The following is a 25,343-nucleotide window of genomic DNA, read 5'->3' on the forward strand; positions in this document are numbered from 1 at the left end:
GACTTTGGCGCGCTCAACCTGCCCTTGTCCCTGACATGGCCCGCGCGCTCTACATCCATTGGCCTTTCTGCATACGAAAGTGCCCTTACTGTGACTTTAACAGCCATGTTCGCGAGACCGTTGACCATGTTCGCTGGAAGGACGCGCTGTTGGCTGACATGCGCTTCGAGGCAGGTCTGACGGGTGGAGAAGCGCTGGAATCGGTGTTTTTCGGCGGGGGAACGCCGTCGCTGATGGCGCCGGAGACGGTCGCCGCTTTGCTAAGCGAGGCAAAGCGGTTGTGGGGCTTTGCGCCGGATATCGAGATCACTCTGGAGGCCAACCCTTCATCGGTGGAAGCAGCAAGGTTCGCGGCATTGGCTGAGGCAGGAGTGAATCGTGTTTCGCTGGGTTTACAATCGTTTGACGATGTAAGTTTGCAGTTCTTGGGAAGATTGCATTCGGCGCGCGAGGGGTTGGAAGCTCTTGAGGTAGCGCAGGCCAGTTTTGGGCGGGTCTCTTTCGATTTGATCTATGCCCTACCCGATCAGACCGAACGGCAGTGGCAGGAACAGCTAAATCAAGCACTAGCACTCGGTACCGGGCACCTTTCTTTGTACCAATTGACGATCGAGCCGAACACGCGCTTTGCAACTGATGTGCGGCGCGGTGTGTTCGACCCGCTGGCGGATGATCCGGCAGCCGATCTGTTTGTTTTAACACGGGAAAGAACTGCCCAAGCGGGGCTTCCGGCTTACGAAACGAGCAATCACGCAAGGCCGGGAGAGGAGAGCCGCCACAATCTCGCCTACTGGCGATACCACGATTATGTCGGGATCGGGCCGGGCGCTCACGGGCGGCGATGCGGACAGGCGACGCAGCGCCACAAAAAGCCCGAGAACTGGATCGAATCCGTTGAAAAACAAGGGCATGGAATCAAGGATTCACATGCGCTCTCAGCGCGCGAACAGGCATCGGAGGCGCTTCTCATGGGTTTGCGACTCACCGAAGGCGTGGATCTTGACGAATTTGCCGCGCGTTTCGACGTAATAGACCACCCCCTAATCTCCTTAGACAAGTGCCAGATCTACCGAGACCATGGGCTTGTTGCGCTGGACGGAGCGAGACTGCGGGTAACTGAAAAAGGCGCACCATTGCTCGACGGTTTGCTGGCCGAACTGGTCTCGGATCGACTGGTCGCGGCATGAACAAGCCCGATATGCTCGAAGCCTGGAAAAACCATCTGGCGCAAGATCGCCGACGTTCGCCGCATACGGTGCGGGCCTATCTCGCCTGCGCCAATCGCCTGCTCGAAGCGGCGGGAATCGAAGATTGGGATGCAGCCGCGCGGATCGATACCGCGACATTGCGGGGCCAGCTGGCGGCGCGCCGGCTTGAGGGGCTCTCCAACGCCTCGGCAGCGCGCGAGCTATCGGCGCTCAAGAGCTTCATCGGCTTTGCCAAAGCGCAGGCGGGAGAGGATGACACCTCGGCTCCCCGGATGCGCGGCCCGCGGATCAAGAAGGGCCTGCCCCGCCCCGTGACCCCCGATGAGGCGCTCAATGTCGCCGATGTCACCGGATCGTTGGCGCGAGAGGACTGGATCGGCGCGAGAGACCGTGCGGTGCTGTTGCTGCTCTATGGATCGGGGCTGCGAATTGCCGAGGCGCTATCACTTAAGGGATCGGACTTGCCGCTGGGAGAGACGTTGCGCGTTACCGGCAAGGGCAACAAGCAGCGTGTCGTCCCGGTGCTGCCGGTGGTGCGCGAGGCGGTCGCCGAATATCGCAAGCATTGCCCCTGGCCAATCGGGCCGGACGAGGTGCTGTTTCGCGGGGCCAAGGGCGGTCCGTTGAGCCAGGGCATGGTGCAAAAGGCGATGGCGCAGGCGCGCAAGGCGCTGGGGCTTCCGGCAACCGCGACGCCGCACGCGCTGCGGCACAGTTTCGCGACGCATTTGCTGGGTGCGGGAGCCGATCTCAGGAGCCTGCAGGAACTGCTCGGCCACGCCTCGCTCGGTTCCACGCAGATTTACACCAAGGTCGATGCGGCAACGATGCTGGAGACTTACCGGAACGCGCATCCGCGGGAGAGGAAGGAATGAGCAGCTAATCTACTGCGCGAGCTATCCGTTCACAGACGTCCGCCCCGGAAAATACTTCTCGATAATCACCGGGTTCCTTTCCCAAAACGGGATATCCTCATCAACGGGATCAAAAGAGAAACTGACATCGATCTCGCCGTCCTCAATGAAGTATTCCATTTTCGACCAACGCTTCTCAGGATCTTGAGCAATCACGAAATTGTAAAGCTGCCAAAGTGTAGTACCCAGATTGCCGTCCGTCATAACGCTCGCGAAATGCGGGCTGTCAGTCTCCGAGTATCTTAGACAATGATCCAGACCTCCCTCGACTAATTCAACGTAGAGCAGTACTGACACATCTTTGCGCCCAACATTATCAAGCGCGGCGACGCCAACGGCATTGTAAAGTTCGACCTCAATTGCGCGATCCGGCTCGGGGCCCTTAGCGGCCTTGCCGAACATTCGTTTCAAGATGCCAATCATTGGACCGCCTTTAACGACTACCCCACCTTCGCCTCAATCGCGTCCCAAATCAGGCCCGGTGTGTCCGTCCCGTTGAACTTGTCGATCGCAACGATGCCGGTCGGTGAAGTCACATTGATCTCGGTCAGCCATTTGCCGCCGATCACGTCGATGCCGACGAAGACCAGCCCGCGCCGCTTCAGCTCCGGCCCCATGGCGGCGCAGATTTCCTCTTCGCGCGCGGTGAGCTCGGTTGCCTCGGCATGGCCTCCCTGCGCGAGGTTGGAGCGGAATTCGCCCTCGCCCGGGAAGCGATTGATTGCGCCCTTCACTTCCCCATCGACCAGCACAATGCGCTTATCGCCTTCGGCCACCTCGGGGAGGAAGGGCTGGACCATATGCGGTTCGGGCCAAGTCTGGTTGAATACTTCGAACAGCGCCGAGAGGTTGCTGCCATCGGCAGCGATCCGGAAGATCGCCTTGCCGCCATTGCCGTGCAGCGGCTTGACCACCACCGCGCCGTGCTTCTGCTGGAACGCTTTTACATCCTCAAGCCTGCGCGCGACCAGTGTCGGCGGCATAAAGCGGGCATAATCGAGCACGAACATCTTTTCCGGCGCATTCACGACTTCGCGCGGATCGTTGACCACCAGCGTCGTTCCCTTGAGCCGGTCGAGGATCAGCGCGGCGCTGATATAGCCGAGGTGGAACGGCGGATCCTGCCGCATCAGCACCACATCGATATCCTTCGCGAGATCGACCTTGCGCAGCTCGCTGGCGGAGAAATGATTGCCTTCGACGCGCTGGACGATCACTTCGCGCGCCCATGCGGTGATCTCGCCATTTTCCCAGGCGAGCGTTTCGACATCGTAGTGGAATACCTTGTGTCCACGCGCCTGCGCCGAGAGCATCAGCGCAAACGAGCTGTCTCCTGCGATATTGATCGATTCGAGCGGGTCCATCTGGACCGCGACGCGCAATGACATGTGCTTCCCCTAAGGTTGCCAGGCGTTGACGATGTGGCGCGGGAGACGCGCCGGTGCAAGCAGGATCACGTCGACGCGGATATCCTCGCCATTTGTCGCATACTCGTGCGCAACCGCTTCGACCGCGGCGGCAACACGGCTGAGGCGGTGCTCATCGATCGCCAGATCGAGCTGTTCGGCCGAATTGCGCCACTTCACCTCGATAAATGCGACCACGCTGCCGCGCTTGGCGATGAGGTCAATCTCGCCGAGCGGGGTCTTGCGGCGGCGATCAAGGATCCGCCAGCCCTTGGCCTGCAGCCACAAGGCCGCACGCGTTTCGCCCGCCCTGCCCCGCTTTTCCGCGCGTTGCCGCTTCACTTGGCTTTCAGTTCCATCGCGCGCACGTACAGCTTCTTGCGGTCCATCCCGGTAGCCTTGGCGACCTGCGCGGCGGCTTGCGAGGGCTTGAGCGTTTCAAGCGCCTCGACCAGCAGCTGCTCGGCATTCTCGGACGACGCTGCAACTTCGAGCGGAGGACCAACCAGCAGGACGATTTCGCCCTTGGCGGGCTTAGCCTCGTAATGCTCGGCCAGGTCATCTGGCGATCCGGTCCGGCATTCCTCGTGCAGCTTGGTGAGTTCGCGTGCGACAGCGACATCTCTGTCCGGCAGCGCCTCAGCCATGGCACGGAGCGATTTTACCAATCGCGGCCCCGTTTCGTAGAAGACCAGCGTGGCGTCAATTGCGGCAAGTTCGGCCAGCGCATCTGCCCGCGCCTTCTCTTTCACCGGGAGGAAACCGGCGAAGAGGAAGCGGTCATTGGGCAGCCCCGATAGCGTCAGCCCGGTAACAGCAGCGCAGGCACCTGGCAGGCTGGTCACTTCGGTGCCCGCCTCCCTTGCATCGCGCACCAGGCGATACCCCGGATCGGAGATCAGGGGCGTTCCCGCGTCGCTCACCAAAGCAACCGCGCCTGATTGCATCTCGGCGAGCAGTTTCTCGCGCGCGGCATCGCTCGCATGATCGTCATAGCGGCGCATTGGTTTCGAGATACCATGGTGCTTTAGCAGCTTGCCAGTCACCCGCGTATCCTCGCAGGCGATCACGTCACATCGCTTCAAAGTCTCGATTGCCCGCAAGGTGATATCACCGAGATTGCCAATCGGTGTCGCGACAATATAGAGGCCGGGAGACAGTCTGGTAGACAGGCTAGGTTCAACAGGTTGGTGGTCCACGAATCTCTCATGGACAGCTTTACGGGGAGCGGCAAGGATGAAGCGTTTCAAGATCAACCGGCGGATGCTGGTGCTGGCGGGAGCATCTGCAGTGCTGGCGGGTTGCCAGGTGATTCCCAAGGGGCCGACCACAACGAGCGGACCAGCCCCGACCCCGACGCCGGAGCCGAGCTCGACCGCCCTCCCCACCGATGACACGCGCCACCGGATCGCTCTGCTGGTGCCGTTGTCGGGCTCCAACGCGGCAGTCGGCCAGTCGATTGCCAACGCCACGACGATGGCTCTGCTCGATACCAGCGCCGACAACATTCGCATCACCACATACGATACCGCGACCGGCGCGGGCAGCGCTGCGGCAAGAGCAATCTCCGATGGCAACAAGCTAATCCTTGGCCCGCTTCTGGGTGCCAATGTCGAGGCGATCATGAGCCGGGCGCGGCCGGTCGATGTTCCGGTGATCACTTTCTCCAACGACACGCGCAATGCCGGCGCTGACGTCTTTGTGATGGGGCACATTCCGGAGCAATCGGTCGAACGGACCGTCAAGTTCGCGCGTGCGCGCGGCGCGAGCAACTTCGCAGGGATCATTCCCGATGGCGAATACGGGCGCCGTGCCGAAGCGGCGCTGGTCAGCAGCGTGCGCGAAGCGGGCGGCGCGCTTAACGCCGTGGAACGCTACACGCGCGGCAGCGGTCCAATCCTGGCTGCAGCGCAGCGCCTCAAGGACAAGGGGGGCTTCGATACTGTGCTTATCCCCGAAGGCGCGCGCCTGGCAGCAATGGCGGCCAATGAGCTGAATGCTGGTGATGAGCGCTATGGTGTCCTGGGTACAGAGCTGTGGTCAGGCGAATCTGCCGTGGCGGGCTCCAATGCCCTGCAAGGCGCCTTGTTCTCGGCCGTTTCCGATGGCCGCTACCGCCGCTTCGTCAGCAGTTATGAGACACGTTTCGGCTCGCAGCCCTATCGCATTTCGACGCTAGGCTATGATGCGGTCTTGCTGACGCTGCGGATCGCGCAAGACTGGCGCGTGGGCAACGATTTCCCGACCAGTCGCCTGCGCGATGCGGGCGGCTTCCTCGGTCTTGATGGCCCCTTCCGCTTCCGCCGCAACGGCATAGTCGAGCGGGCGATGGAAGTGCGCGAAGTGCGCGGGGGCGAGGTGGTGATTGTCGATGCTGCGCCGAGTAGATTCGAGGATTGAAGATAAAGCGTCTTCCCCGCTTGTAAGTGCAAGAATCCGGGGCCTATAGCCGCGTCATGGCCGACGATCTGTTCAAAGATGCTCCCACATCGGGTGGGGATTACGATGCTGCCTCAATCGAGGTGCTCGAAGGGCTTGAGCCCGTCCGGCGCAGGCCGGGGATGTATATCGGCGGCACCGATGACCGCGCGCTGCACCACCTCGCCGCTGAAGTGCTCGACAACAGCATGGACGAGGCGGTTGCGGGCCATGCCAATCGCATTGAAGTTACGCTCGAGCCCGGCCCCGATGGCACAGCCGGGCGGCTGACAATTTCGGACAACGGGCGCGGCATCCCCGTGGACGAGCATCCCAAGTTTCCGGGCAAGTCCTCGCTCGAAGTGATCCTCACCACGCTCCATTCAGGCGGCAAGTTTTCGGGTAAGGCCTATGCCACCTCTGGCGGGCTGCACGGCGTGGGTGTTTCGGTGGTCAATGCGCTCAGTATCGATACCCGGGTCGAAGTCGCACGCGACAAGCAGGTATTCGCGCAGAGCTTCGCCAAGGGTCAGCCGGTTGGCAAGCTCGAAAAGGTGGGCACGACCCCCAATCGCCGCGGAACCACTGTAAGCTTCGTGCCCGATCCCGAAATTTTCGGCGAGCGCAAGTTCAAGCCCAAGCGCCTGTTCAAGCTGGCTCGCTCCAAGGCCTATCTTTTCGCCGGTGTCGAAATCCGCTGGAGATGTGATCCGGAACTCGCGAGTGAAGACGTACCGGAGAGCGCAACCTTCAAGTTCCCCGGCGGCCTCGCCGATCATCTTGCCGAGCAGGTCGGAGAACGCGAATGCGTCACCGCGCAGGCTTTCACCGGTTCGCAGGACTTTCCCGAGGATCAAGGCAGGGTCGAATGGGCCATCGCATGGCCGCTATGGTCCGATGGCTCGACCAGTTGGTACTGCAACACCGTCCCCACGCCCGATGGCGGTACGCACGAGCAAGGGGTCCGCGCCGCTCTCACCAAGGGGCTGCGCGCGTTCGGCGAGCTGACCAGTACCAAGAAGTCGAAGGACATTTCCGCAGATGACGTGATGGGCGGAGCAGAAGTGATGCTGAGCGTCTTTATCCGCGATCCGCAGTTCCAGTCACAGACCAAGGACCGCCTGACTTCGCCCGAAGCCGCGCGCCTGGTCGAGAACGCGGTGCGCGATCATTTCGACCTCTTCCTGACCGAGAATATGGACCGCGGCCGCGCGCTGCTGGGCGCTGTCATGGAGAGGATGGACGAGCGCCTCAAGCGCAAGGCCGAACGCGAAGTAAAACGCAAGACCGCGACCAATGCCAAGAAACTGCGCTTGCCTGGCAAGCTGACTGATTGCTCGGGCGAAGGCGACCGCGAAACCGAACTGTTCATTGTCGAAGGCGATTCGGCTGGCGGGAGCGCCAAGCAGGCGCGCGACCGCAAATCGCAGGCCATCCTGCCGATCCGCGGCAAGATCCTCAATGTCGCCTCGGCCAGTGCCGACAAGATCCGCGCCAACCAGGAAGTCGCCGATCTCGCGCTCGCCATGGGCTGCGGCACGCGCAAGGACTGCGATCCGGAGAACCTGCGTTACGACCGCATCGTCATCATGACCGACGCCGATGTCGATGGCGCGCATATCGCAACCTTGCTGATGACCTTCTTCTTCCAGGAAATGGCCGAGGTCGTGCGCGGGGGTTATCTCTATTTGGCGCAGCCGCCGCTCTATAAGCTCACAGCGGGCAAGGAGAGCGCCTATGCCCGCGACGAGGCGCACCGTGCCGAGCTGGAAGCGACGCTGTTCAAGGGCAAAAAAGTCGAGGTGTCCCGCTTCAAGGGCCTCGGCGAAATGAACCCGCAGCAGCTGCGCGAAACTACGATGAACCCGGAAACGCGCTCGTTGATCCGCATCACCCTTCCCGCCGAGCATGAGCAACGGCACGCGGTGAAGGAGCTTGTCGATCGCCTGATGGGCCGCAATCCCGAGCATAGATTTAACTTCATCCAGAACCGGGCAGGCGAAGTCGATCGGGATATGATCGATGCTTGAGCAGATTTACTGGGTCAGTCAGAGCTTTGCCGCACTGCTGGTATTGGGGTCGCTATACTTCGTAGCGGTTCAAATTCGTCAGAACACCAAAGCAGTGCGCGCAGCCTCCCGTCACGAGAACGAGATGGACTGGTCTCGTCTGAATTACGACATGGCCAATAATCCGAATACAGCGCGGATCTTTGCGCTGCTGCAAGACAGCAGCAAGACCATCGAAGATGTTAGTTCTGAGGACCTTGTTCCGTTGCAGCTCCTGTTCAGGAGCACGCTCATGACCTTCCAGGCTCATTACTTCTCATCGAAAGAAGGAAGCCTACCGACCGATCATTGGATCTGGGAAAGGGACTACGCGAGGAGGTTCATAAGAACGCCGATCGGTTCTGTAATATACCAGATGGAGTTGGACCAGGGCGCGGTTCGCGACGGTTTCCGGGAGGAGATTGAAGGTGACGCAGAGCTTGGCAACTTCGACCTTGGGGCCACAGGCGTGAAAAGAGTTCTAGCTCGACTGGTCGAAGATGAAGGCGATCAATCAGAGCCCGAGGAGCCATAGGGCGAAGTCGATCGGGATATGATCGATGCATGATTTTCGACAATCCCTGTAAGCTTTGCGATTCTCCGTCGACTAAATGAATATGTCACGGGATCGAAATGACCTTTATGAGCAGGCCGGAAAGCAGTTCGCTCCCGCGATAGCGCGACTGGCACGTGCGTATGAGCGAGATCCCGAGAAGTCGCGTGATCTGGAGCAGGAGATCCATTTCGCAATTTGGCGGAGCCTTGAGCGCTTTGAGGGCAATGCCTCGCTGAAAACTTGGGTCTACCGCGTATCGCACAACGTAGTCGCCGACCATGTCGCAAGCTCGCAACGCCATTCAAGGACCTCGCTCCTTGGACTCCAAGACACCTTGCCTGACCGCAGCGATATCGAGGGCGACGCCGCCAAAAGCCATGCGGTAAACAAGATCCGAAAGCTGGTATCCCAGCTCAAGCCGCTCGACGCCCAGATACTGATGCTGTGGCTGGAGGGCGAGAAAGCCAGCGAAATAGCCGATATCTGCGGCCTCTCCACCGGAGCCGTACAGGTTCGTGTCCACCGGGCAAAATCGCTCCTGACGGAGCAATTCCAAACGCCCCCATCCGGCGAGGCAGAACGATGACCTACCCAATTTTCGAACTTTGGGCCCAGCAAGAGACGGGCTCGACCTTTACCGATCCTGGAGAACTCAAAATGAAGACCAATCAGTTTGCCAAAAAAGTTCGGCGTCGGAACTTACGCGAGTATGTGGCAGGGATCCTGGCAATTGGCATTTTCATGCCTGCAACCCTGTTCTTCGCCCATATCGGCGACCACATCATGGCCCTTGGGACAGGCCTTGCGGTTATCGGCATCACATTCGTCCTGGCGATGCTCTACTTCTTCGGGAGCATGGAGGAACCGTGGCCTGAAGACGATTGCCGCAGTCACCTTCGCGGACAACTGGTTCGTCAGCGAAAGGCCCTTCACGGTATTCCCCTATGGTATCTGGCACCGCTGGCACCCGGGGCGATAATCGTCATGTTCGCGGGAGTCAGCAAGCAGGCTGCGTCGGCCGGCTGGCAGGTTGCAATCATGGATTCGCTGGTCTCGATTCTCTTTTTCCTGGCTGTGTTTGGGGCCGCCTGGTGGTTGAACTGGCGGGCAGTCCGTCAGCTCGATCGCCAGATCGCGGAGATCGACGAACTCGCTTGAACTCGCCTGATTGGCATTGAGCTGGTTCTAGCGAGCGGGGTCTACCGGTTCCGCTGCATAGATCGCCAGCTCGGGTTCCGATGCGGCCAACGCACCGATTTCGCGCATGAACATGCCGGAGTCGGGCACGGCGAAGTGCTTCTGGACCGCCGCCATATCCTCCCACCGCTCGAAAAAGTGCATGCGGTTCGCGTCTTCCGCGTCGGCATAACAGTCGTGCGAGATGCAGCCCGGCTCGGCGCGGGACCGGGCCGAATGCTCGCACCCAATGCGAAATGCCTCGTCACGCTGCTCCGGCTTGAGCGCAACTTGCCCAGTAATGATAATCACGATTGCTCCTCCTTCGCGCGTCGCCATAGCACCCAGAACAGCAGACCTACCAAGACTGGCATGATCGGCACACCAAGGTTAAGCGCCACCGGCCTTGCCAAGATCGCGCCTAAGAACACCGCAGCGCTGATGCTCTTCTCCCAATCGCGGTAGCCGGTTGCGGCCAGGTAGATCAGCGGGAATGCCAGCAGCAGCAAGTCATAGTCGAGCACGAAGGGGGTGGCGAGCAAAGCCCCGGCCAGTACGAGAGCGGCGAGACCATTGGACCATGTTCGTTTCCAGCTGACCATGGCCACAGCAACGGCGACTGTAACAGACACCACCCCTTGCAAGGCGTAGGCGAGCGTGTCCCCGGCCCCGAGCAGCTTGGCCCCGGCAAATACGCTCATCATCTTGCCGTAGCCGATCGCTCCGCTCGCCATCGATCCCTGCGCATCGCCGGTGAGTGCATACCAGCGTTCCCAGTTCTCCGGTCCGAAAGCGACGGTGACAATCGTAATCAGCACCGACATGCTGAACACCGCAGCGACGCCCACGCGCCAATTTCCTGTCAAAAGGACCGCGATCGGGATCAGCAGCCCGAATTGAGGCTTGAACGTCGCCAGGCCCAGCAAAAGTCCGCCAAGCCATGGGCGGTCCTTGATCAGCAACAGCCCCGCTCCGAGCAACGCCGCGACGAGGAAGCTCGTCTGCCCATGCGTGATCGTTACGACTACCGGCGGGAAAGCGGCGAGCCACAGCCACAGTGGGATTTTGAGCCCCGTTTCCTTGAGCCATAGCCGCACAGCACCAAGGTAGGCCGCGCCGGTCACGATTAACCACAGGCCGAGGGCCGGGAAATATGGCAGCCCCCCCAGCGCAAAACACGCGAGCAGGAACAACGGTGGATAGTAGAACGCCGGATATCCCTCGAGCCCGGGCGCAAAGTCCCGCATCACCGCCAGATGCGCCGCCGTGTCATACGGCGATCCGCCCGCCACCAACAGCTTTCCGGCGGCCCAGAAGCTCAGGAAATCGCTGCCGATCAGGTGTCCGTATGCATCGATCCCGCCCCTCGAAGTCGCCAGCAGGACCACAAGCGAAAGGAGATTGATCGCGGCAAACAGCCAACCATAGACTCGCACGGAGCGCTCATCGAGCCGGCTGCCCTGCCGAATTCCCTCGCTGATGCCCATCGTGCCCCTCATTCTAATAGTCGCCGGACGACCTTCCCTTACGGCATGGCCTGCTCCAGCGATTCGCGCCGAATCCGTCCTTGAAACGCTCGGTTGCACAACCTAACCCGCTCGCCAAGTATTGCCCCTAAGGAGTTTCCATGCAGCGCTTTGAAGGCACCAAGTCCTATATAGCCACCGACGACCTCAAGGTAGCGGTCAATGCCGCCGTAACGCTGCGGCGTCCGCTGCTGGTGAAAGGCGAGCCGGGAACCGGCAAGACTGTGCTGGCGCACGAGATTGCGCAGGCGATCAAGGCACCGCTGATCGAATGGAACGTCAAATCGACCACCAAAGCGCAGCAAGGCCTTTACGAGTACGACGCGGTGGCCCGCCTTCGCGATGGCCAGCTGGGCGACGAGCGCGTTCACGACATTTCGAACTACATCAAGAAGGGCAAGCTGTGGGAGGCATTCACCTCACCCGAATTGCCCGTCCTGCTGATCGACGAGATCGACAAGGCCGACATCGAGTTTCCGAATGACTTGCTGCAGGAACTCGATCGCATGAGCTTCGACGTCTACGAGACGCATGAGACGATAACGGCTGCTGAGCGTCCGATTGTAGTGATCACTTCGAACAACGAGAAGGAATTGCCCGACGCATTCCTGCGCCGCTGCTTTTTCCACTACATCAAGTTCCCTGACCGCGACACGATGCGCGACATAATCGAGGTCCACTTTCCCGATATCCAGAAGACCCTCGTCACCAAGGCGATGGACATCTTCTACGAAGTTCGCGACGTCCCCGGCCTCAAGAAGAAGCCCTCGACCAGCGAACTGCTCGACTGGCTCAAGTTGCTCCTGAACGAGGACATGCCGCTCGAAGTGTTACAGGATAGCAATCCGAACAGCGCCATCCCGCCGCTGCACGGTGCACTGCTCAAGAACGAGCAGGACGTGATGCTGTTCGAACGCCTTGCCTTTATGGCGCGCCGCCAGACCTAAGAACGCCCGATGCTCAGGTTTTCCTCGATCTGGGCAATTTTGACGGGTCTGACGCTCGCCTACATGGAAGTGCGGGCGAATTGGGGCGATTGGCAATGGTGGCCCTGGTGGCTGGTGGATTTCGTCGCTGCTGCGCTGCTGATTGGCGGCGGCTGGCTGACCTTACGAAATCCCTTGCGCGGCAAACCTTGGCTCACCGCAGGGTGGGCCTTTACTTTCGGAATGGCGTGGATGTCGCTCGCAGGGAATGTCGCAGATGGCCCCGATCCTGATCGCGATGCCAGGCTGGCCGGCTTTTACATCATGCTGGTGGGGGCGCTGGTCGCCAGTTCGGTTCTCGGCCTCGTTACCGCGCTATTCGGCAAGGCCGCCGATCAGAGCACGTAAGCGAGTTCGAAATCGCCCCAGCGCTGGCCGTTGATGACTAACGGCACGTAGATGTTCCTCACCACGACATAGTTGGTCCCGTCGCCTTCCTGCCGATACACCGCCATCATGTACGGATCGGTGCTCCGCTTCGCGCGCTTATCGATCGGATCGAAAATCTTGCGCCCATTGCGGCAGTTCTTCGTATCGATGCTCACATCGCCCGTCGGTTCCTGTGAATGCTTGGTCAGGTGCGTAGGGAGATAACCGTTGACGTCGGTGCACGCGGCAGCCTGGAAACGGTGATCGCTGGCCGTAGTCTCGTCGAGGATCGGTCGCCAGTGTTCGTGTGCCCAATCCATCAGCGTGTTGCGGAATCTGACCGGATTGCTTCCTTCGATAGGCACATAGTCGCGATCGAATAGTCGGGCAGCGTTGAGCTCACCCGCTTCCAGCGCGCGCTCGGTCAGCTCGGTGATTTCAGCCGCCACCTGCCGTGCACGGTCAACCATCAGGCTGTCTTCCGGGGAAAGTTCGGCTTTGACGAACCGGTCGAACATCTCGCTCGCCGTCATTTCCAGATCTTCCATCCGGCCATGCGCTTCGGAAAGGCGCGTTTCGCTTTCGATGGCGGCCTCGTCATACGATCTCAGCACTGACTGGACGCGCTCGACATGATCGCTGATCGTGCTGGTGGAGCGCGCAATCTGGTCGTTCTGCTTGTCGACTTCCTCGACCAGCTCGGTGACGCCGGTCAGCGTGCTTTCGATGCTGGCAACCGAAGATTTGGCCTCCTTGCTCGCCTTCGCACCTGCCTCGATCTTACCGATGACCTGTCCGGCTTCCTCACCGAGATTATCGACCGTCTTGGCAATTTCATCGGTCGCACGCCGGGTCTCGTTAGCAAGGCTTTTCACTTCATTGGCAACGACCGCAAACGTGCGTCCGGCATCGCCTGCGCGCATCGCCTCGATCGTTGCGTTGAGCGCGAGGATATTGGTGGTTTCGGCAATCGCGTCGATTTCCTGCGAGCTGCGGCGAACCTGCTCCATTGCAGCGGCAAAGCCGGTGACATGCGTTGTCAACGTATCGACCAACTCCAGCAATTGCGTGATCTGTCCTAGCGAGGAATGGATCAGCTCCGAACCATGCCCGAGGCGTTCGATCGCGCGCTCCGAGAGAATACGCGCTTCGTCGCTGGCTTCGGCAACCTTGCGCTGGTCTGCCTCCAGTTCTGCAACCGTACCCTGCAACTCGATATGTTCGGCTCGCAGGCGTCCGGAGGATTCGATGACCGATTGCACGATCCCTGCAACATCGGTGCATCCCACAGCAACCGAGCCACAGCTTTCAGGGATCAGATCGATCGCCTTCGCATTTCCTGTTTCAATCCGGCTGGCTTCCACGCCGACGCTCTCCGCTTCCCTAGGCAAAAACCCTGAGGTTCCCGCTAGCCTTATATGGTTAGCGAAGCGTTAAACCCTTCTCCGCTGCCACTCGCAAAAATGACTGGGAACACCACTTCCTTCGCCGCTCATGCTGGGCTAGGAAAACGGCTATGTTTTTCGACTTCGTAGACGAACTTCGCGCCGCAGGCATCCAGGCCAGCTTCAAGGAGCATCTCACGCTGCTTGAAGCACTCGACAAGGATGTGATCGAGCAGACGCCCGAGGCGTTCTACTATCTTTCCCGCGCCACCTTCGTGAAGGACGAAGGCTTGCTGGACCGCTTCGACCAGGTTTTCGCGCGTGTTTTCAAAGGGATCATGAGCGATTACGGCCAGAACCCGGTCGAAATCCCCGAGGAATGGCTCAAAGCAGTCGCCGAGAAGTTCCTTACTCCCGAAGAGATGGAGGAGATCAAGTCGCTGGGTGACTGGGACGAGATCATGGAAACGCTCAAGAAGCGGCTCGAAGAGCAGGAAAAGCGGCACGAAGGCGGCAACAAGTGGATCGGCACTGGCGGCACATCGCCCTTCGGTCACTCGGGCTATAACCCAGAGGGTGTGCGGATCGGCGGCGAAAGCAAGCACAAACGCGCCATCAAGGTGTGGGAAAAGCGCGAATTCAAGAACCTCGACAACACGCGCGAGCTCGGAACGCGGAACATCAAGATGGCCTTGCGCCGCCTGCGCCGCTTTGCCCGCGAGGGCGCGGCGGACGAGCTGGATCTTGATGCCACGATCGACGGTACTGCAAAGCAGGGGTGGCTCGATATCCACATGCGGCCTGAACGCCATAATGCCGTGAAGCTATTGCTGTTCCTGGATGTCGGCGGATCGATGGATCCGTTCATCAAGCTGGTAGAAGAACTCTTCAGTGCGGCGACTAGCGAGTTCAAAAACCTCGAGTTTTTCTACTTCCACAACTGCCTATACGAAGGCGTGTGGAAGGATAACAAACGCCGCTGGCAAGAGCGCACCAAGACCTGGGACGTGCTTCACAAATACGGCCATGACTACAAGGTGCTGTTTGTCGGCGATGCTGCGATGAGCCCCTACGAAATCACTCATCCGGGCGGCTCGGTCGAGCATATGAATGAGGAAGCCGGCGCAACCTGGATGAAGCGCGTGACGGATACCTACCCAGCCACAGTCTGGATCAACCCTGTCCCAGAGAAGCAGTGGAGTTACTCGCAGAGCACCAAAGTGCTCAAACAGCTGGTCAACGACCGCATGTACCCACTGACGATCGACGGGCTGGACGACGCTATGCGCGAACTCAGCCGCAAGCAGGGTCACTAGGCATTTCAGGCCTTCCCCCCGGGATTTCGCTGGATGACCCACGCCCGATTGCGGCGGCGGCGCCCTACACCTTCGAGTTACCGCTCCCGCAGTGGATTGCGGCGCTGGAGTCGGGCGACCTGATCAAAGCGATTTTCCGGCAGGACGAAGGCGATATCGAATTCCACGCCGAGCGCATGTGGGTGGAAGTCGAACGTGTCGAGGATACCGTGGCAATCGGGCGACTGGTCAACGAGCCGCATAGCCTGACTGATATCGAGATCGAAGATCCCGTCACTATCCCGGTAAGCCATGTCATCGCCATCCAGTTCGCTGATGGCAAAGCCCCGCCCTGCCCCGATGACAGGCGCGAATACTGGGAGCGCTGCCTGGTGGACGCCTGCGTTGTCGAAGGACGCTGTCACGCCGACTACCTCTATCGTGAAGAGCCCGATATGACGCGCGAAGACGATACCTATCCTGACAGCGGATGGCGCATCAGGGGAACCAGCGAGGCGATCGAGGACGACCAGTCACGCGGCGAGGACCCGCTCTACATAGCCATTGGCAAGGTGCTGAACGCCGACGACCGCTGGATCCACCTGATCGACAGTGAGGCGGGAACCGGGTTCCAATGGGACTCGCAAGCGCAGGATTACATCGCGTTGAAATGACCCGCGCTAGTTATCCGCCTTATCGAGTTCTTCATTGAGCCTCAGCGAGCAGCGCCAGAAGAAAAACGCCGGGATGAACCCGAGGAATGCCGCTCCGTAGAGTACGTAGCGCACGCTTTCCTCCCCGTAAGCCGGGTACAAAAGGTCCGAAAGCATGCCGAAAAATAGCGGCCCCAGGCCCAGTCCGATCAGATTCTGGAAAAACAGGATCGTCGCCGAAGCAATGGCCCGCGTGCGCAAAGGCACCAGGCCCTGTGCTGCGGAATACGTCGGTCCATAATAGAACGAGTTGAACAACGTCGGCAGGAACAGCAGGAATAGCGCAAACATCCAGTTGTTTGCCTGGTACGCGAAGAAAGCGAACGGCACGGCCAATGCCATCCCGATAGCCGGCGCTGTCAGAACGTGGCGACGGTTCTCTGCGCCAAACCGGTCGGCGAGATAGCCGCCGAGGAATGTCCCGAGAATACCTGCAACACCGTTGATAATTCCGAACCACAGTCCGGTCTCGCCTGGGGTCAACTCGTGCGTGCGCTGAAAGAAAATCGTGGTCCAGGTCGTCTTGCCATAGGCCAGGAACGAAGCCGAAGATCCGGCGACAACCAACAGCACAAAGGCCTTTGAACTCATGACCGACCTGATCGCTTCCCAAAACGGCATTTGTTCCGTGTGCGACGATGAACTCGCTGACTGCATCATGCCGCTGGTACGCGGATCCTTCAGGAAGAACACGACGACAAGCGCCATGAGGATACCGGGCACGCCAACGATCACAAAGGCTTCGCGCCAGCCAACCAAATCGGCCAGCGTGCCGCCGATCACCAGACCCAGTACCGTCCCGATAGGGATGCCAAGCGCATAGAATGCGAGCGCCGAACTGCGCCTCTTGGGTTCGACCATGTCAGCAATCAGCGAATGTGCCGGCGGTGTGCAGCCAGCCTCGCCCACGCCAACGCCGATACGGGCTATCAGCAACTGGATGAAATTCTGCGCGAGCCCGCATAGCGCCGTCATCGCGGACCAGGTCGCCAGGGCAATACCGATGAGGCGTGGCCGGTTTGTCGTCGGGCGATCCGAGTAGCGCGCAATCGGCAAGCCCAGCACCGTATAGAAGAGGGCAAAGGCCAGGCCTGTCATCAACCCGATCTGCGTATCGGAGAGCCCCAGATCACGCCGGATCGGTTCGGCGAGGATATTGACGATCTGCCGATCGATAAAATTGAAGATGTAGACTATCAGGAGGATCCACAGCGTCACCCTGACCGAGCGCTGCGTTGTCGCGGCCTGCGCCGTTGATGCCATGAACCGTTCCCTCTCCCAAGCGACTGAATTTCAGTCGCTTCCGGAAAACAACGTCACCTAGATACAGGTGCGGGTCAACACATGATTGTCAGTAGAGGAGGTGTGAAGCGATGGATTCGCGCCACAACGCTTCGTCAGCACTTGCTATCCGATCAAGGTACGCTGGCTCCGATTCCGCATCGTCAACCCATTCGCGCAGCGATGGGCCTCCATTGATCACGTCGATTGCGAGCCGGTCGAGCTCATACTCATATGGAAAATCGCGCCACAGGTCATAATCGGGATAGAGATTTCGGATAGCCTTGAAGGCCAACGCCTGCAGCCGCCAAGGCCGAAATGTGTCGTGCTGGTATGAACGACCTTCGGCGTGGATCATCAATGCGTTGCAAAGCGAACCTGCGTGTTTGTGGAAAGTTGGCTCGAAGAAGCATTCGCGGATAGCACAACCTTCGAGCCATTCCGGTGCCAGCCTGCGCATCTCTGCAAGCACTGCCTTCGCATCCACATCCGGCGCGCCGAACAGCACCTCGAGCGGGCGGGTCGTCCCCCTGCCCTCGCTCAGCGTCGCGCCTTCGATCATCACCGTCCCGGCGTAGGCGCGCGCCATGTTCACATTGGCGGCATTGGGAGAGGGATTGATCCAGATGCGGCTGTCCGGCCAGCCATGACCGGGCCCGTCAGGCTGCCAGCCAGCCATCTCGACAACGCGATAATCCACCTCGAGGCCGAAGTGCGCGATGAACCAGTGCCCCATCTCGCCCATAGTCAGCCCGTGGCGCATCGGCATCGGAGCGGCGCCGACGAAGCTTTCCTGCCCCGGGACGAGCAACGTACCTTCGACTGGCCGGCCTGCCGGGTTCGGGCGATCCAGCACCCACACCGACTTCCCAGCCTTCGAAGCCTCTTCCAGCAGGTAGAGCAGTGTCGTCACGAAGGTGTATATCCGGCAGCCGAGGTCCTGCAGGTCGAACAGGAACACGTCCGCGCTCGACATCATCTGACCCGAAGGGCGACGCACTTCGCCATAGAGCGAGAACACGGGAATGCCGTATTGCGGATCGGTCTCGTCCGCCGTTTCGACCATATTATCTTGCTTGTCGCCCTTGAGGCCGTGCTGCGGACCGAATGCGCTCGTCACGTTGACGCCTGCATCGATCAAAGCATCAAGACTGTGCCTGAGGTCTTCGGTCACGCTCGCCGGATGCGCGACCAGGGCAACGCGCTTGCCTTCAAGCGGCGCGCGCAGCGAAGGATCAGCCACCAGTCTGTCGATGCCGAATTGCACGCTCATGTGTTTCGCTCCACTCGCAATTGGCGACATATCTCGCTGTGAAATTCCGGTTTTCCTTCGGGGAATGCGAGCGCCCAGAACTGGATATTACCCTCGAGGTCTTCAACGATTCCATTCAGCGCCACTTGCGCCGGGTCGGGCAATTCGCTGGCGATTGCGGCTTTCAATACAAGCTGCTCTTCATCATGCGAGCAGGAGATCGCGATTTGTTCGACCGGCGCGTCGCGGCTGTTCTCGCGAAAACCGTCGAAGTCGTAGCAGGCCCATTTCGAAGACGGTGAGAGATTAAACTCGCGGTAGTAAGTGCCGCGATCCGGCTGCCAGAAGATCTCGAAGCAGGTTGTCTTCCAGAGAAAGTCCTCGCGTCTGGGCGATGCATTCTCTGGCACCTTGATTGACGCGATGTCTCCTTCCAGCCGGAATTCCGCCTCGCAGCCCGCAGATGTCGGTCTCAGCGATGCAGAAACCTTCTTGATCGGGCCGTCTGCGGATTGGGGATGGAGGACAAGCTCGTGCATTGCGCCTGACCTATGGCTGTGCGCACCGCCTAGCAAGAGGCTTACGCATCGCTGCAAGCGCTGCTAGGGGCCAGCGCGAAATGAGCAACTACGAATCCGATCTCCTCCGGCTGCTTGATGAGCGCGGTCACATCCACCAGGTCACCGACCCGGCGGGGCTTGATGCACTTGCCCAGAAAGAAGTGATCACAGCCTATGTGGGCTTCGATCCCACCGCGCCGTCGCTTCACATCGGTAACCTGGCTTCGATCATGCTGCTGCGGCGCGTGCAACAGGCGGGCCATCGCCCTATCGTGATCATGGGCGGCGGTACTGCCAAGGTCGGCGACCCTTCGGGTAAGGACGAAGTGCGCAAGCTGCTCACCGATGAAGTGCTCGATGCCAATATCGCATCGATCAAAGGCAGCTTTGAGAAGATCCTGAGCTTCGATGATAGCGCAACCGGGGCGCTGCTGATCAACAATGACGATTGGCTGAGCGAGCTCGGCTACATCGAATTGCTGCGCGATGTCGGCAAGCATTTCACGATCAACCGGATGCTGACCTTCGATTCGGTCAAGACTCGGCTGGAGCGCGAACAGCCGCTGACCTTCATCGAATTTAACTACATGGTGATGCAGGCATACGACTTCCTGAAGCTGGCGCGCGACTACGACTGCAAGCTCCAACTGGGCGGAAGCGATCAGTGGGGCAATATCGTCAACGGGATCGAACTGGCTCGGCGGATCGATAGCAAGGAAGTCTACGGTGTCACCGCCCCGCTCATCACCCGCGCCGATGGCTCCAAGATGGGCAAGTCGGTCGATGGCGCCGTCTGGCTGAACGATGAACAGCTGCCCGCTTACGACTTCTGGCAGTACTGGCGGAACACCGATGATCGCGACGTCGGCCGATTCCTGCGCCTCTTCACCGATCTGCCGCTGGACGAGATCGCGCGTCTCGAGACGCTGGAAGGTTCGGAGATCAACCAGGCCAAGATCGTCCTCGCCAATGAAGTCACCACGCTGGTGCGCGGTGCAGACGCTGCCGCCAAGGCCGAAGCCACGGCAGCCGAGACTTTTGCCGGGGGCGCGGGCGAGGACTTGCCGACGCTCACCCTCGAAGACGGAATGACCGTCATGGGCGCGCTCACAGCGCTGGGCTTTACCCAATCCAACGGCGAGGCGAAGCGCAAGGTCGCCGAAGGTGCGGTGAAGCTGGACGGCGCAGCGGTCACCGATCCTTCGCAGATCGCCGCACCGGGACGACTCAGCCTGGGCAAGAAGCGGCACGCGATCCTCAGCTGACAGCCTGATTTCGGCTCGAATGTGTCCTGCGCGCGCCAGGGCGCATCTTCTTACCAATCCGTAACCTTCGATTTTACGAAATCGCAGGGTTTTTGATGCATTGATAGCCTTCCCAACGAGGTGAGAAGCCCAAATAGGAAGGTTCGCAAGTGTCAGCTGGAGCACAACTCAGCGTTACGGATTTACGCCAAGCAGCGCGTCATCCGGTCGATTTCCCGGTCATCGCGGAGCACCGCGTGCACGGGGATGTTCGCCTGCACATCGCGAATATCTCCGCGCAGGGCTTCATGGTCGATGGGTCTCCCAAGCTATCGCGCGGCGATCGGGTCCTGATTCGCCTTCCTGAAGTTGGCCGCATCGAAGCCTATGTTATCTGGGTTCGCGACGAACGCGCCGGTCTGCAGTTCGAACGCATTATTCGCATGGATGACTTTATCGCGATGATCGATACCCTGCAGCCCAATCCCAGGCTTCGTCGCAGCCGCTAACAGCGCCCTGAAATAGCGCCCTGAGCTGCGGCTAAAGCTGCAGCAGTTTCCGATACAGTTTTAGTGGGTTCACACTCGACTTGTGCGCTGCCATTGCAGGCGCGTGAACGACACTTCTCCTGACCAGCAATCACCGCTGAGAATCCCGAACTTCCGGGCATACTGGATTTCGCGGCTTTCGATGACCCTGGGTCAATACGCGATGATGCTGATCATCGGATGGCAGACCTACAATATTGCCCGCGAAGGCGGGATGAGCGTGGCGGAAGCTTCGGGGCAGCTGGCGATCATCGGCCTCCTGCAATTTGCACCGCTTTTCGCGCTCACACCTTTTTCCGGGCTTGCCGCCGATCGTTTCAATCGCCGGATGCTGGGTCTGCTGACCGTTGTCCTGCAACTCTTCTGTGCAGTTGCCCTTGCAATTTACACTTGGCACGACGCGATGACCCTTCCGGTGCTCTATGTAGTCGCGATCGTCCTCGGTATCGCGAGAGCCTTTGCCGGACCGGCATTTTCGGCGCTCGCCCCAAACTTGGTGCCCAAGGAAATCCTGCCAAACGCTATCGCACTGTCATCGATTGCATGGCAGGTCGGTATGATCGTTGGCCCCGCGATCGGCGGCTATTTCTACGTGATCGCGCCGTTCCTTCCCTATGCGGTGACAGCGGGCTTGCTCGCACTCTCCGGAGTAGCAGTAGCCATGATTGGCGCGGTTCCCCAACCGGCCCTGCGCAAGGATGTGCGCCCCATCGGCCAGATCATCGATGGCCTGAACTACGTGCGCCATAACAAGATGGTGCTTGGCGCGATCACGCTCGACCTGTTCGCGGTGTTCCTCGCAGGGGCAACAGCGCTGTTTCCGGTTTATGCCAGAGATATTCTTGAGGTCGGCGCTACCGGGCTGAGCCAGTTGGCCATGGCCCCGGCTGTCGGTGCAGCACTGACCGCGCTGTGGTTCTCGTTCCGGCCGCTCAAGACCAATGTCGGCCCCAAGATGCTGTGGTCGGTCGCGGTGTTCGGCGTTGCCACGATCGTATTCGGGATTTCCACCTCCATGCCCCTGTCGCTCGCGATGCTCTTCATCGTGGGCGCGGCCGACATGTTCTCCGTCTATATTCGCCAATCGCTCATCCAGCTGCATACGCCCGACGAGAAGCGCGGACGCGTCTCCTCGGTATCTCAGCTCACAATCTCTGCATCCAACGAGTTTGGCGATTTTTTCTCCGGTTCGCTGGCGTTCCTGATCGGCCCCGTCGCGGCCGTCGTAACGGGTGGGATTGGCGCGGTGCTCACAGTCGCGCTATGGAGCCGCGTGTTTCCCGTGCTACGCACGACCAAGACATTCGAGCCGCCCGATGAGGTGGCACTCGCAGGACACGAACCCAAGCAAGAGGACACTTCCCCATGAAAGCCGCCAATATTCTCGAGACCATTGGCCACACCCCGCACATTCGCTTGTCGCGCATGTTTCCCGACCATGAAGTGTGGGTGAAGAGCGAGCGGGCCAACCCGGGCGGATCGATCAAGGATCGTATCGCGCTGGCGATGGTCGAAGCGGCCGAGAACGACGGCAGCCTCAAACCGGGCGGCACGATTGTCGAGCCGACCAGCGGAAACACCGGGATCGGCCTTGCGATGGTAGCAGCCGTCAAGGGCTATAAGCTGGTTCTCGTTATGCCAGAATCGATGTCGCTTGAGCGGCGGCGCCTGATGCTCGCCTATGGAGCGACCTTCGACCTCACTCCGCGCGAGAAAGGCATGAACGGCGCGCTAGAACGCGCACAGCAGATCGTCTCCGAAACCGAAAACTCGTGGATGCCGCAGCAGTTCGAAAACCCTGCCAACGTGGCAGTGCATGTGCGCACGACCTCGCAGGAGATCCTGTCCGATTTCGCCGATAGCCCAATCGATATGATGATCACGGGCGTCGGAACAGGCGGCCACCTCACCGGCTGCGCTGAAGAGCTCAAACGCCACTGGAGCGGCATGAAAGCCTACGCGGTCGAGCCAACACTCTCGCCCGTGATTTCCGGCGGACAGCCCGGCCCGCACCCGATCCAGGGCATCGGTGCCGGGTTCATTCCGGAAAACCTACATACCCAGGCTATCGACGGTGCGATCCAGGTCGATCCGGAGGATGCCAAGGAGATGGCACGGCGCTGCGCAAAGGAAGAAGGATTGCTCGTAGGAATTTCTTCAGGCGCAACGCTTGCTGCGATTGCGCAGAAGCTTGGTGAGGCTGATTCCGGAGCGCGCGTGCTCGGCTTCAACTACGATACCGGCGAGCGCTATCTTTCCGTTCCGGACTTCCTGCCCGAATGAGCGGAGGCTTCCAGAAGGTTCAATACGCCGATGGCGAGATCGAGCTGAACGGGTTGGCCGCTGCGCCCATGGACAAACCCCGCGCAGCCGTTGCAGTCTTCCCAACCTTCATCAATTCGACGCCCGGCGTTGAAGCCAAGGCACGAGCCTTGGTCGAGAATGGCTACGCAGTGCTGATAGGCGACTTCTACGGGCCCGATGCGCCGTCGACGCCAGATGAAGCCTTCAGGGCAATGGGCGAGTTGCGTGCCGCGCCAGAAGCCTTTCGCCTGCGGCTTCGCGCGACCATCGACCAACTGGCCCATATGTATCCTGAGCTGCCGCAGCTTGCGATCGGGTTCTGCCTCGGCGGGATGGGTGTGCTGGAGATGGCGCGTGACGGCGCGGACTTGCTCGCGGTCGCGAGCTTCCACGGCATCCTGGAAACCGACCTCCCGGCAGACGCGCCGATCAAGCCGCGCATGCTGGTGTGCCATGGCGATGCCGACTCGCTCGTCCCGCGAAGCCAGGTCACAAACTTTTGGGAGGAAATGGACGCTGTCGAAGCCGACTGGCATTTTCATTCCTACCGCGGCGTGGAGCACGGTTTCACCAATCCACTGGCGCTCGATGGCAGTCCAAACCCGAATTACGACGTCAGCGCTGACCGCCAGAGCTGGGCCGCGATGCTTAACTTGTTTGATGAGGTGCTTGCCTAGGGTATCGAAGTCAGAGGGATAACGGATTTGGTGGGGGCAAGGCGATGTACGCAACTAAGAGAGAATTCATCGCTGGCAGCGGCGCTATAGCAATCTTGGCAGCATCCGGCATTGGAAAGCTGGGTTCTGCGGCGGCGCAAGCAAAATCCCCACTGACATCCGATATCGGGAAACTGGACAAGGTTCTGGTTCATTCTGTGAAAGCCGGGAGCGCGTTTACGACGCAGTTCGGCCGCGCGCTAATCCCCGATGTCGATTTTGCCCCTGAGGATGCCGAGGCACAGCATGCGGCTCTCAACGCGCTATTGCGCCAAAGCGGGGCGGAGGTGATTGAAGTGACCGATGCCCTCAACGCCGCGCGCGCTGCCACGCTGGCAAGCGGTATTTGGGAAGCGTGGATCGATGCTGCCTTTCCCCGGCTTGGTGCTTCACCGGATGACATCACCGCCGAAGTGATTCTCGGGACCGATCCAGACTATCTCTACCGCTTGGATGCGGCAGGAAATTACGATCATATCGTGGACGAAATCGGTAGCACGATGTGGACTCGCGACAGCGCATTCATGACGCCGAAGGGTTTGGTCATCTGCAATTCGAGTTCGACTTGGCGTGGACGCGAAAACATGCTCCTGCGCTTCGTCTATCGCTATTCCCCGATGTTGGCGGGCGTGGACGTCGCACTCGATGCGGTTGAGCAGGGCTTCATCGTAGAAGGCGGCGATGCGATGATGGCCGATGCAAACACGATGTTCTTGGGCGTGGGCAATCGAACATCGCCGGATGCCGCGCCCGCAATCGCGCGCGCGCTGGATATCGACGTCATAGCTGTGCAAATTGGGACTCCCGAGTTCTTGCGTGAGACCTATCCTGGCGAAAATCGTGACAGAAACCAACTTGGGCTCCTGTTCCTTCATCTCGATACAAGCTTCACCCTCGTCGGGCACAAGCACGCTCTGTCACTGCCGTACATCTTCGAGATGGAACATTCCAAAGATAGTCCTTTGGCGCGCTACATTAGAGGGGCTGTGAGGCAATCCTTGTTGGATGAGAAGGAAGCGGAAAAATCACTCAAACTACTCGAAGGCATAGGCACCTTGACACTCTGCAAAGCTGGTAGCGGCAAGGCTGAGAAGATCGAGGATATGAAGCTCGTCGATTATTGTCGATCGCAGGGGTATCGCGTTACCAACACAGGCGGTGCAATCCCCGATGGCGATGCGGCGGCCTTCGCCCACTTTATGTCCGTGACCTATGGCGAACAGCGTCGCCAGGCTTCCAATGTGGTTCAGGCATTACCGGGCCGAGTGATCGCCTATGAAGGTAATCCAGCAACCCAGGCTGCGCTCGAAGCTGATGGGCTTGCCGTCGACACATTCCCGGGACGAGAGCTGTGGAACTGGCACGGCGGGCCGCACTGTCTGACGCAGCCGTTGCTTCGTTCCTAAAGAAAGGCCCGAGCGCAAACGCGAGCCTTTCT

General features: G+C 59.9%; 27 protein-coding genes. 17 read left to right on the forward strand and 10 right to left on the reverse strand.

The window, feature by feature from the left end:
- Positions 1-35: 35 nt before the first annotated feature.
- Complete coding sequence (hemW, locus tag ACEWMW_RS11425; protein ID WP_409414062.1) at positions 36-1,187, forward strand: radical SAM family heme chaperone HemW; 1,152 nt, start codon at positions 36-38, stop codon at positions 1,185-1,187.
- Complete coding sequence (locus ACEWMW_RS11430) at positions 1,184-2,083, forward strand: tyrosine recombinase XerC (protein ID WP_409414063.1); 900 nt, start codon at positions 1,184-1,186, stop codon at positions 2,081-2,083. Before hemW ends, ACEWMW_RS11430 begins: the two co-directional genes overlap by 4 nt.
- Positions 2,084-2,104: 21 nt before the next feature.
- Here ACEWMW_RS11430 and ACEWMW_RS11435 read toward each other — a convergent pair whose 3' ends face one another.
- From ACEWMW_RS11435 to rsmI, 4 genes are read right to left on the reverse strand one after another with little or no spacing between them, the layout of a single operon-like run.
- A complete protein-coding gene (locus ACEWMW_RS11435) occupies positions 2,105-2,545 on the reverse strand; it encodes a hypothetical protein (RefSeq protein WP_409414065.1) in 441 nt (146 codons plus the stop codon).
- A 17-nt stretch (positions 2,546-2,562) separates the two neighbouring features.
- Positions 2,563-3,510: a glutathione synthase gene (gene gshB, locus ACEWMW_RS11440; protein ID WP_409414066.1), complete on the reverse strand. Its 948-nt coding sequence runs from the start codon at positions 3,508-3,510 to the stop codon at positions 2,563-2,565.
- Between the two features lie 9 nt (positions 3,511-3,519).
- The gene (locus tag ACEWMW_RS11445) at positions 3,520-3,870 is read right to left on the reverse strand and encodes a YraN family protein (protein WP_409414067.1); all 351 of its coding nucleotides are present in this window, start codon (positions 3,868-3,870) and stop codon (positions 3,520-3,522) included.
- Complete coding sequence (rsmI, locus tag ACEWMW_RS11450) at positions 3,867-4,727, reverse strand: 16S rRNA (cytidine(1402)-2'-O)-methyltransferase (RefSeq protein ID WP_409414069.1); 861 nt, start codon at positions 4,725-4,727, stop codon at positions 3,867-3,869. Before rsmI ends, ACEWMW_RS11445 begins: the two co-directional genes overlap by 4 nt.
- A 37-nt stretch (positions 4,728-4,764) precedes the next feature.
- On the opposite strand from rsmI, the gene ACEWMW_RS11455 reads away from it, so the two are divergent.
- From ACEWMW_RS11455 to ACEWMW_RS11475, 5 genes are all read left to right on the forward strand, one after another.
- A complete protein-coding gene (locus ACEWMW_RS11455) occupies positions 4,765-5,928 on the forward strand; it encodes a penicillin-binding protein activator (RefSeq protein ID WP_409414070.1) in 1,164 nt (387 codons plus the stop codon).
- Positions 5,929-5,984: 56 nt separating this feature from the next.
- The gene (parE, locus tag ACEWMW_RS11460; protein ID WP_409414072.1) at positions 5,985-7,976 is read left to right on the forward strand and encodes a DNA topoisomerase IV subunit B; all 1,992 of its coding nucleotides are present in this window, start codon (positions 5,985-5,987) and stop codon (positions 7,974-7,976) included.
- Positions 7,969-8,529: a hypothetical protein gene (locus ACEWMW_RS11465; protein WP_409414073.1), complete on the forward strand. Its 561-nt coding sequence runs from the start codon at positions 7,969-7,971 to the stop codon at positions 8,527-8,529. The genes parE and ACEWMW_RS11465 overlap by 8 nt, the downstream gene beginning before the upstream one ends.
- Positions 8,530-8,605: 76 nt before the next feature.
- Positions 8,606-9,136 carry an RNA polymerase sigma factor gene (locus ACEWMW_RS11470; RefSeq protein WP_409414074.1) on the forward strand — a complete coding sequence of 177 codons (531 nt, stop codon included), beginning with the start codon at positions 8,606-8,608 and terminating at the stop codon, positions 9,134-9,136.
- Positions 9,133-9,708, forward strand: a complete 576-nt coding sequence (locus tag ACEWMW_RS11475; protein ID WP_409414076.1) for a hypothetical protein — start codon at positions 9,133-9,135, stop codon at positions 9,706-9,708. Before ACEWMW_RS11470 ends, ACEWMW_RS11475 begins: the two co-directional genes overlap by 4 nt.
- A 27-nt stretch (positions 9,709-9,735) precedes the next feature.
- Here ACEWMW_RS11475 and ACEWMW_RS11480 read toward each other — a convergent pair whose 3' ends face one another.
- A complete protein-coding gene (locus tag ACEWMW_RS11480) occupies positions 9,736-10,038 on the reverse strand; it encodes a putative quinol monooxygenase (RefSeq protein ID WP_409414077.1) in 303 nt (100 codons plus the stop codon).
- The gene (locus ACEWMW_RS11485; protein WP_409414078.1) at positions 10,035-11,225 is read right to left on the reverse strand and encodes a glycosyltransferase family 87 protein; all 1,191 of its coding nucleotides are present in this window, start codon (positions 11,223-11,225) and stop codon (positions 10,035-10,037) included. Before ACEWMW_RS11485 ends, ACEWMW_RS11480 begins: the two co-directional genes overlap by 4 nt.
- A 128-nt stretch (positions 11,226-11,353) precedes the next feature.
- On the opposite strand from ACEWMW_RS11485, the gene ACEWMW_RS11490 reads away from it, so the two are divergent.
- Together ACEWMW_RS11490 and ACEWMW_RS11495 are read left to right on the forward strand one after the other, a co-directional pair.
- On the forward strand, positions 11,354-12,199 hold the full coding sequence (locus ACEWMW_RS11490) for an AAA family ATPase (RefSeq protein ID WP_409414079.1): 846 nt from the start codon (positions 11,354-11,356) through the stop codon (positions 12,197-12,199).
- A gap of 9 nt (positions 12,200-12,208) precedes the next feature.
- Positions 12,209-12,586: a hypothetical protein gene (locus ACEWMW_RS11495; protein WP_409414081.1), complete on the forward strand. Its 378-nt coding sequence runs from the start codon at positions 12,209-12,211 to the stop codon at positions 12,584-12,586.
- On the opposite strand, the gene ACEWMW_RS11500 is transcribed toward ACEWMW_RS11495, so the two are convergent.
- Positions 12,574-13,998, reverse strand: a complete 1,425-nt coding sequence (locus ACEWMW_RS11500; RefSeq protein ID WP_409414083.1) for a methyl-accepting chemotaxis protein — start codon at positions 13,996-13,998, stop codon at positions 12,574-12,576. The two genes, ACEWMW_RS11495 and ACEWMW_RS11500, sit on opposite strands and share 13 nt — an antisense overlap.
- A 125-nt stretch (positions 13,999-14,123) precedes the next feature.
- Between ACEWMW_RS11500 and ACEWMW_RS11505 the strand changes: the two genes are divergently transcribed.
- Both ACEWMW_RS11505 and ACEWMW_RS11510 read left to right on the forward strand, forming a co-directional pair.
- A complete protein-coding gene (locus ACEWMW_RS11505; RefSeq protein ID WP_409414084.1) occupies positions 14,124-15,308 on the forward strand; it encodes a vWA domain-containing protein in 1,185 nt (394 codons plus the stop codon).
- 122 nt (positions 15,309-15,430) lie between these two features.
- Positions 15,431-15,961, forward strand: a complete 531-nt coding sequence (locus ACEWMW_RS11510) for an immunity protein Imm33 domain-containing protein (protein WP_409414457.1) — start codon at positions 15,431-15,433, stop codon at positions 15,959-15,961.
- A 6-nt stretch (positions 15,962-15,967) separates the two neighbouring features.
- Here the strand turns inward: ACEWMW_RS11510 and ACEWMW_RS11515 are convergent, their stop codons facing one another.
- The 3 genes from ACEWMW_RS11515 to ACEWMW_RS11525 all read right to left on the reverse strand — a co-directional run bounded on the left by ACEWMW_RS11515 (position 15,968) and on the right by ACEWMW_RS11525 (position 19,072).
- A complete protein-coding gene (locus ACEWMW_RS11515) occupies positions 15,968-17,263 on the reverse strand; it encodes a spinster family MFS transporter (RefSeq protein ID WP_409414085.1) in 1,296 nt (431 codons plus the stop codon).
- 88 nt (positions 17,264-17,351) lie between these two features.
- A complete protein-coding gene (locus tag ACEWMW_RS11520) occupies positions 17,352-18,548 on the reverse strand; it encodes an exo-beta-N-acetylmuramidase NamZ family protein (protein ID WP_409414458.1) in 1,197 nt (398 codons plus the stop codon).
- Positions 18,549-18,550: 2 nt separating this feature from the next.
- The gene (locus ACEWMW_RS11525; RefSeq protein ID WP_409414086.1) at positions 18,551-19,072 is read right to left on the reverse strand and encodes a DOMON domain-containing protein; all 522 of its coding nucleotides are present in this window, start codon (positions 19,070-19,072) and stop codon (positions 18,551-18,553) included.
- Between the two features lie 80 nt (positions 19,073-19,152).
- Here ACEWMW_RS11525 and tyrS point away from each other — a divergent pair, with 80 nt between their 5' ends.
- The 6 genes from tyrS to ACEWMW_RS11555 all read left to right on the forward strand — a co-directional run bounded on the left by tyrS (position 19,153) and on the right by ACEWMW_RS11555 (position 25,311).
- Entirely contained in the window at positions 19,153-20,358 is a 1,206-nt protein-coding gene (tyrS, locus tag ACEWMW_RS11530; RefSeq protein WP_409414087.1) for a tyrosine--tRNA ligase, read from the forward strand.
- A gap of 149 nt (positions 20,359-20,507) precedes the next feature.
- Entirely contained in the window at positions 20,508-20,846 is a 339-nt protein-coding gene (locus ACEWMW_RS11535) for a PilZ domain-containing protein (protein ID WP_409414088.1), read from the forward strand.
- 103 nt (positions 20,847-20,949) lie between these two features.
- Positions 20,950-22,254, forward strand: coding sequence for an MFS transporter (locus ACEWMW_RS11540; RefSeq protein WP_409414089.1), 1,305 nt, complete (start codon positions 20,950-20,952; stop codon positions 22,252-22,254).
- Positions 22,251-23,168, forward strand: a complete 918-nt coding sequence (gene cysK, locus ACEWMW_RS11545) for a cysteine synthase A (RefSeq protein WP_409414090.1) — start codon at positions 22,251-22,253, stop codon at positions 23,166-23,168. Before ACEWMW_RS11540 ends, cysK begins: the two co-directional genes overlap by 4 nt.
- Positions 23,165-23,866 carry a dienelactone hydrolase family protein gene (locus tag ACEWMW_RS11550; RefSeq protein ID WP_409414091.1) on the forward strand — a complete coding sequence of 234 codons (702 nt, stop codon included), beginning with the start codon at positions 23,165-23,167 and terminating at the stop codon, positions 23,864-23,866. Before cysK ends, ACEWMW_RS11550 begins: the two co-directional genes overlap by 4 nt.
- Before the next feature lie 44 nt (positions 23,867-23,910).
- Entirely contained in the window at positions 23,911-25,311 is a 1,401-nt protein-coding gene (locus ACEWMW_RS11555) for an arginine deiminase family protein (protein WP_409414092.1), read from the forward strand.
- Positions 25,312-25,343: the final 32 nt, after the last annotated feature.

Source organism: Litorerythrobacter xanthomarinus (assembly GCF_046254955.1).
In the GTDB taxonomy this organism is placed as follows: Bacteria; Pseudomonadota; Alphaproteobacteria; order Sphingomonadales; family Sphingomonadaceae; genus Qipengyuania_C.